This window comes from Microcoleus sp. A003_D6, from assembly GCF_036702825.1.
Taxonomy (GTDB): domain Bacteria; phylum Cyanobacteriota; class Cyanobacteriia; order Cyanobacteriales; family Microcoleaceae; genus Microcoleus.
In genome coordinates this window covers 34,185-40,434 of sequence record NZ_JAUBWA010000006.1, presented here as the reverse complement: position 1 = coordinate 40,434, position 6,250 = coordinate 34,185, and the positions used below count along the sequence as shown (strand labels likewise).

Sequence of the window (6,250 nt, the reverse complement as noted above, 5' to 3'; positions counted from 1 at the left end):
GGAACGGGCATCTTGCCCGTTCTTAAAAATACTCAACAAATTCTATTTACTCCGATCTGTTCTCTGCCGCAGAATAAATTCAGCTAGCGCTAAATCAACGGGTGTTGTGACTTTCAAATTCGTCTCTTCTCCCTCGACAATTTGCACTGGCAAACCGCATTTTTCAAACAAAGCTGCATCGTCGGTAACTTCCCAACGTTTCTGTCGCCCTTCTTCGTGACACTGCTTTAACAATTTCACTTCAAATCCTTGGGGAGTCTGCGCCGCCCACAAATTGCTCCTTTCCGGGGTGTCTCGCACGATCCGGCGCTCATCTACGACCTTAATCGTATCCTTGACCGGGACGGCGACAATCAAGCCGGGACAGGTCAAGAGGGCCGAGGCCGCTCGATCGAACAATTCAGCAGTTGCCAAACACCTCGCGCCATCGTGAATCAACACTCGATCGGCATTGGGAGGCAAAGCCTGCAAACCGTTGTAAACTGACTCTTGCCTGGTGGCGCCACCTTGAATCAGTTCCACGGGCTTAACCAAAGATAAATCGCTCAGAATTGCTTTAAAATCAGGAAAATCGTCTGGCTGGCCCATGATGCCAATCCAGCTAATGTGCTGCGAAGCTTCAGCAGCAGCCAAAGTCCAACTCAGCAAAGGTTTAGAGAGCAAAGTCAGCAGCAGTTTGTTCCGCTGACTCCCCATCCGTCGCCCCGAACCCGCCGCAGGAATTAATAAGTGCATTAAGTAACCCTTCTTCACCCAACTAGGTATATATTAAGAGCGTCCTGTACTTTTGGGTCAGTTGTTTAGCTGTCAGCCAGTAGCTTTTAAAGTCTAGAAATACTATAAGCTGATAGTTGAAGGCCGATCGCACAGAGCTACCTCGATAGATAATAGCCGATCGTTTATGATGCGAATACTAGCACTTGTCCCTGGCGGAATTGGCGACCAAATTTTATTTTTCCCCACCCTCGATGACCTCAAGCAGTCTTATCCAGAGGCGCAAATTGATGTCATCGTGGAACCGAGGGCGAAGGGCGCTTACCGAGTCTGCAAGTCCGTCAAAGAAGTCTTGACGTACAATTTCAAAGACCGCAACGCTATGGCAGATTTGGGCAATTTACTGGGCGTAATTCGCGATCGCGAATACGAAGCAGTTATTTCCCTAGGCCAGCGGTGGACTGTAGGAATTCTGCTGTGGCTGACCGGCATTCCGCAGAGAGTTGGCTATTCAGGAACCAACGGCGCTCGATTTCTCACTGCTGCCGTACCGCTGAAAACTGAACAGTACGCGGCTTCAATGTACCACGATTTGCTGCAAGGATTTAACATTACAAATCCTTGTCCGCCACTGGCAATTAATGTACCAAAACAGGACATTCAGTGGGCGGAATCCGAACAGCAGCGGTTGGGCATCAAAGAAAGCGGTTACATTCTAATTCACGGCGGTTCTAGTCAATTAGCTGTGTCTAAAGGTATTGACAAAATTTACCCTACAGACAACTGGAAGCAAATAATTGAAGACTGTCAGCAGCGCCAGCCGAATTTGCCCGTTGTTGTTGTAAAAGGCCCCGAAGATGCAGACTTCGTGACAAAGTTAGTCGAGTTATGTCCGAATGTAAAAGTTATCTCGCCGGATGATGTCGGCAAGTTGGCGGCGACAATTGCTGCTGCTAATTTGATGATATGTACTGACAGTGCGCCGATGCACTTAGCTGTGGCGGTTCAAACTTATACAATAGCTTTGTTCGGCCCGACTGACCCGGCAAAATTGCTGCCAAAGAGCGATCGATTTTTCGGCATTAAATCTCCTACTGGCAAAATGGCAGACATCTCTCCTCAAGATGTTTTAAAGAAGGTTTGGGGCGGCTAAAAACTAGGATATCTAAGTCAGGACACGGCACTGCCGTGTCCCTACAATTTAGCTGGTTTCCAGGCCCGATGGACGAGGAAAGAAGTCGAGGATCTAAAACTCGATGTTAGTCTTCCAAAGCATCCATCATCTGCTGCAACCTACATTCCGCACTCTCAACTTTCACCATCGGTATTTACTTATTTGTATCAAGCAATAAAGCTCTAAATTAGACGTTTTGTTTTATAACGTGGTTAATGCCGATGAGCTTAGGAAATTGCCATTGCAGTGCGATCAGGCGGATCGAACCTGTAACCGTAACCCCGAATAGTTTTAATAAACTGCGATCCACTAGCATCAGCTTGAATCATTTTCTTGCGAATCTGACCGATATGTACGCTAACAACGTTCTCTTCTCCTGTGTCGTTGCAGTTCCACCCCCAAATTTTTTCGATTAGCTGTTGGCGACTCCAAGATTGACCAGAATGACTTGCCAAAAAATATAATATCTTAAATTCCAAGGCTGTTAACTTGACAAGGCGATCGTTGAGTGTTGCTTCCCGACGTGCTGAATCGATCGCGAATTGATCGAATACAATACGTGATGGAGTCACAGGCCTCATGCGTCTCAACACCACTTCTATACGAATGGCCAAATCCGCTAGACCAAATGGTTTACAGATATAGTCATCAGCACCGGCGGAGAGGACTTTAAGTTTATCAGCTTCGTCTGTGCGGCTGCTGAGCATGATCACAAAAACATTAGTACGGCGCTGCATTTCCTGGCAGAGGTGATAGCCTGTAGTATCCGGCAAATTCCAATCAAGAACTACTAGCAGTGGCTTTAATTTCTCAAACAATTCTAAAGCCGTCTCGCCATCTCCTGCCGAATCTACTTGATATTTCTGATTCAAAAAGCGATGAACTAGATTGCGGATGGCTGGGTCATCATCCACAACCAGAATCTTGGGGGTAGTATCAACAACCATAACAAAAATATTTCTTCCTCTTGTTAATGGACAACTGGCAATTTCTGAACAGCTTTAGTGAAGAGTAAAGCCCAGGTCGTTCCAACTAAACAAAGTTTTTTCGGGCAATTCTTCTTTCAGCTTTGTCTTGAGGTCAAAAGGCTTGCCCCAATCCCATATTTCGATCTCTAGGCGTTCGTTAAAGACTGCGATCGCCAGCTCGATTTTCGGAGTTTCCAATGACAGATTTTGGTGAGTATGGCGAACAGCATGGACAAAACCCTCGATCGCAGCAAGTTTACAAAGCTGCAAAACTTCTTCGGGAATGGGTAAAGGCTCTAACTGCTCAATCCACCATAAAACTTGAGTAACAGCCTTGAGTTCGCTACTTACTTGAAGCTTTATCTTGTGAAGAGGCTGGTTATAACTTCGATCGGATGGGGGAGTTCGTTGCTCTTGAAGCCAGTTAAAACTGTCTAAAACGTCGATCGCACGCTTAAAAAAATCCGCTTGAGTGCTAGGTTCGGGTGGTACTATACCAGGCTGAAAATATTTGACAATTAACAGACAGTTTCGACCAGCAGACGTGCGGGTATAACTTAGCTCATCGGCAATTTTGCCAATAAGTTTTATACCTATTTTGCCTATTTCATCAATTTCGCTAAAATCTTCGTCACCGTGCGAGTTGCCGAATAAGTTCAAATTCATTTGACTAACCTCCAATGTTTATCAAAAATTGCTTTTGTGCTTCTGATTAAATCATGGCATCACTTTAATTGATTGAAGTTGACCAGAGGTATAAAGTTAGGTCTATTAGAGGTCGGTATAATCAAAGTATACTCAAGGTATAATTAAACTACTGTCATGCAGAGTCCCTATCCTTCGCAAGGCTCAGGACTGCGAAGCATCCCAGCCGTCTAAGAGATCCTTGACAAGGCTCAGGATGATTTAAGTGCATGACGGGTAAGTTGTAATAAAGTTAAATTAGGGGTTAACCTAGATGGATTGGCAAGAATTCCTTAGAGGCGAATCTGGGAGACATGAATTATCGATGGAACAAACAGAAACATTATTAGCCGCACTCTTTTCTGCTGAAAGAACACCCCTCAATCAGGCACAGCTTTCAGTAAAATTCAGCATATCAGAAGCTGCTGTAACACAGCGACTGGGAGAGATTTACAAGAAATTTTCAAAGAGCTTCCCTGACCTTTCTGACCAACAAGGTGCAGGAAAGTTGAAGATTCTGCAGACTAAATTGATACAGAAGTATTATCAACTATCACAACCAGTAGTTGCTACCCAAGCTTCTAACTCATCTCCCTACCCTGAAGAATTTAGATCGTTAATAGAAGAAAAAATTCGGAGGTTTTGCGGACGCCAATTTGTTTTTGAGACTTTTCAGCAATTTATCACCGACAATCCTCACGGTTATTTTACGATCGTCGGGGATGCGGGAATGGGCAAAAGCTCGATCGTTGCCAAATACGTCTGGGAACATAAGTCTCCCTGCTATTTCAATATTCTCGTCGAACGTCGCAACAGACCAGAATTGTTTTTGAAGAGCATTCGTCGGCAATTAATTGACCGCTATCAATTGCCAAGTTCAGAAGACGCCGATTTACCAACTTTACTGGCACAGGTGGCGGGAAAACTCACGGCGGCCGATCGTTTGGTAATTGCAGTTGATGCACTAGATGAAGTCGAACAAGAACCGGGAGGAAATCTTTTACATTTACCGAAAAATCTGCCCAATCATGTATATTTTCTGCTGACTAGGCGACCCTATAGCCTCGATAAAAAGCGGCTGTTAGTAGATGTTCCAGAAAAAGAGTTAGATTTAAGAGACGAAAAGTATGTTAACTTCAATCAGGAGGATATAAAAGAATATATTCGCTTTGTTATAAATACCGATTCTGACTATAAAGATGGTCTGAAAAACTGGATTCAAACCCGCAAGGTTCCCGATACAACTTTTGTCGAGGAAGTGGCAAATAAAAGCGAAAATAATTTTATGTATTTGCGGTATGTTTTGCCGGCAATTGCTAACGGTGATTACAATGATTTGAGTTTAAGGCAATTGCCCGATGGGCTGCAAGAATATTATCAAAACCATTGGGTGCGAATGGGGATAGATGCTAAGCCTGGGCAATTGATGGAGATTGTCTTGTATATTTTGCTAGAGATTGCCACGCCCATTCCCTGCGACATGATTGCTGGAATTGCCAAGGTGGATCAATGCGATGTGGGAAAGGTTTTAGAAGATGAGTGGGTTGAGTATTTGAAAAAGCAGAATGTAGAAGGAGAAATCTGCTATACCATTTATCATGCTAGTTTCCTTGACTTTCTGAAAGCTAAACGGGAGATGGATTCAAATCGGAGAATTTTTCGGGAAGTAAATCAACGGATTGCTGAGTATTTAGAACAGGGGATGGCGTGAGATGGGAGAATTTGCTGACAAGTTAGCGGCCAAACCACTTTTCTATCAACGTGCTTATCTGGGCAGCTTACTGCCAAATCATGTCAAGTCCGGTAATTTAGAAAAGTATTATCAAAAACTGACTGATTTTAACTTCCTGATGGCAAAGATTCAGCATCCTGAGTTTGGGGTGCAGGCACTTATTGATGATTTTAATTTGGTTGATGCTTCCAAAGCAGTAACTTACCCAGAGTACAACCCAGAAAAAGTGAAAGCCCTGAACTTGATTCAAGCGGCACTGTGGATGTCAGCCGATATTTTGGATGCAGATAAGACCAAACTGGCGGAACAATTGTTAGGGCGCTTACTGTACTTTGAAATGCCTCAGATTCAAGCAATGCTGGAGGTAGCCAAGCAGTGGAAAGCAGCACCTTGGTTGCGTCCTTTGACACCCTGTTTAACTCCCCCTCGCAGGGGATTGCTACGCACCCTCACAGGTCACAGCAACTCGGTAAATGCAGTCGCTATTACTGCTGATGGCAAGCGGGCGATTTCTGGTTCAGGAGACAACAGCCTGAAAGTCTGGGATTTAACAACTGGAGATGAACAGTTTACACTCAAAGGTCATAGCTATTCAGTAAATGCAGTTGCTGTTACTGCTGATGGCAAGGGGGCGATTTCTGGTTCATCGGACAACACTCTCAAAGTCTGGAACTTAACAAGCGGAAAGGAAGAGTTTACTCTCGAAGGTCACAGCGACTGGGTAAATGCAGTCGCCGTCACTGCTGATGGCAAAATGGCCATTTCTGGTTCATTTGACAACACCGTCAAAGTCTGGGATTTAACCACTGGAAAGGAACTGTTTACTCTCAAAGGTCATAGCGACTCAGTAAATGCAGTCGCCGTCACGGAGGATGGGAAACAGGCGATTTCTGGTTCGTGGGACAACACCGTCAAAGTCTGGGATTTAACCACTGGAAAGGAACTGTTTACTCTCAAAGGTCATAGCGACTCAGTAAA

General features: G+C 44.5%; 6 protein-coding genes. 3 read left to right on the top strand and 3 right to left on the bottom strand.

Annotated elements, in window-relative coordinates:
• Nucleotides 1–42: 42 nt before the first annotated feature.
• Nucleotides 43–735, bottom strand: a complete 693-nt coding sequence (gene ispD / locus QUB70_RS03190) for a 2-C-methyl-D-erythritol 4-phosphate cytidylyltransferase (RefSeq protein ID WP_332978286.1) — start codon at nucleotides 733–735, stop codon at nucleotides 43–45.
• Nucleotides 736–904: 169 nt separating this feature from the next.
• On the opposite strand from ispD, the gene QUB70_RS03185 reads away from it, so the two are divergent.
• A complete protein-coding gene (locus tag QUB70_RS03185) occupies nucleotides 905–1,867 on the top strand; it encodes a glycosyltransferase family 9 protein (RefSeq protein ID WP_332978369.1) in 963 nt (320 codons plus the stop codon).
• Between the two features lie 248 nt (nucleotides 1,868–2,115).
• Here QUB70_RS03185 and QUB70_RS03180 read toward each other — a convergent pair whose 3' ends face one another.
• Together QUB70_RS03180 and QUB70_RS03175 are read right to left on the bottom strand one after the other, a co-directional pair.
• Complete coding sequence (locus tag QUB70_RS03180; RefSeq protein ID WP_332978285.1) at nucleotides 2,116–2,835, bottom strand: response regulator transcription factor; 720 nt, start codon at nucleotides 2,833–2,835, stop codon at nucleotides 2,116–2,118.
• 54 nt (nucleotides 2,836–2,889) lie between these two features.
• Nucleotides 2,890–3,522 carry an ATP-binding protein gene (locus QUB70_RS03175; RefSeq protein WP_332978284.1) on the bottom strand — a complete coding sequence of 211 codons (633 nt, stop codon included), beginning with the start codon at nucleotides 3,520–3,522 and terminating at the stop codon, nucleotides 2,890–2,892.
• Nucleotides 3,523–3,814: 292 nt separating this feature from the next.
• Here QUB70_RS03175 and QUB70_RS03170 point away from each other — a divergent pair, with 292 nt between their 5' ends.
• On the top strand, nucleotides 3,815–5,251 hold the full coding sequence (locus QUB70_RS03170; RefSeq protein WP_332978283.1) for an NACHT domain-containing protein: 1,437 nt from the start codon (nucleotides 3,815–3,817) through the stop codon (nucleotides 5,249–5,251).
• Between the two features lies 1 nt (nucleotide 5,252).
• On the top strand, nucleotides 5,253–6,250 hold a 998-nt coding region (locus tag QUB70_RS03165; protein ID WP_332978282.1), incomplete at its 3' end, for a WD40 repeat domain-containing protein.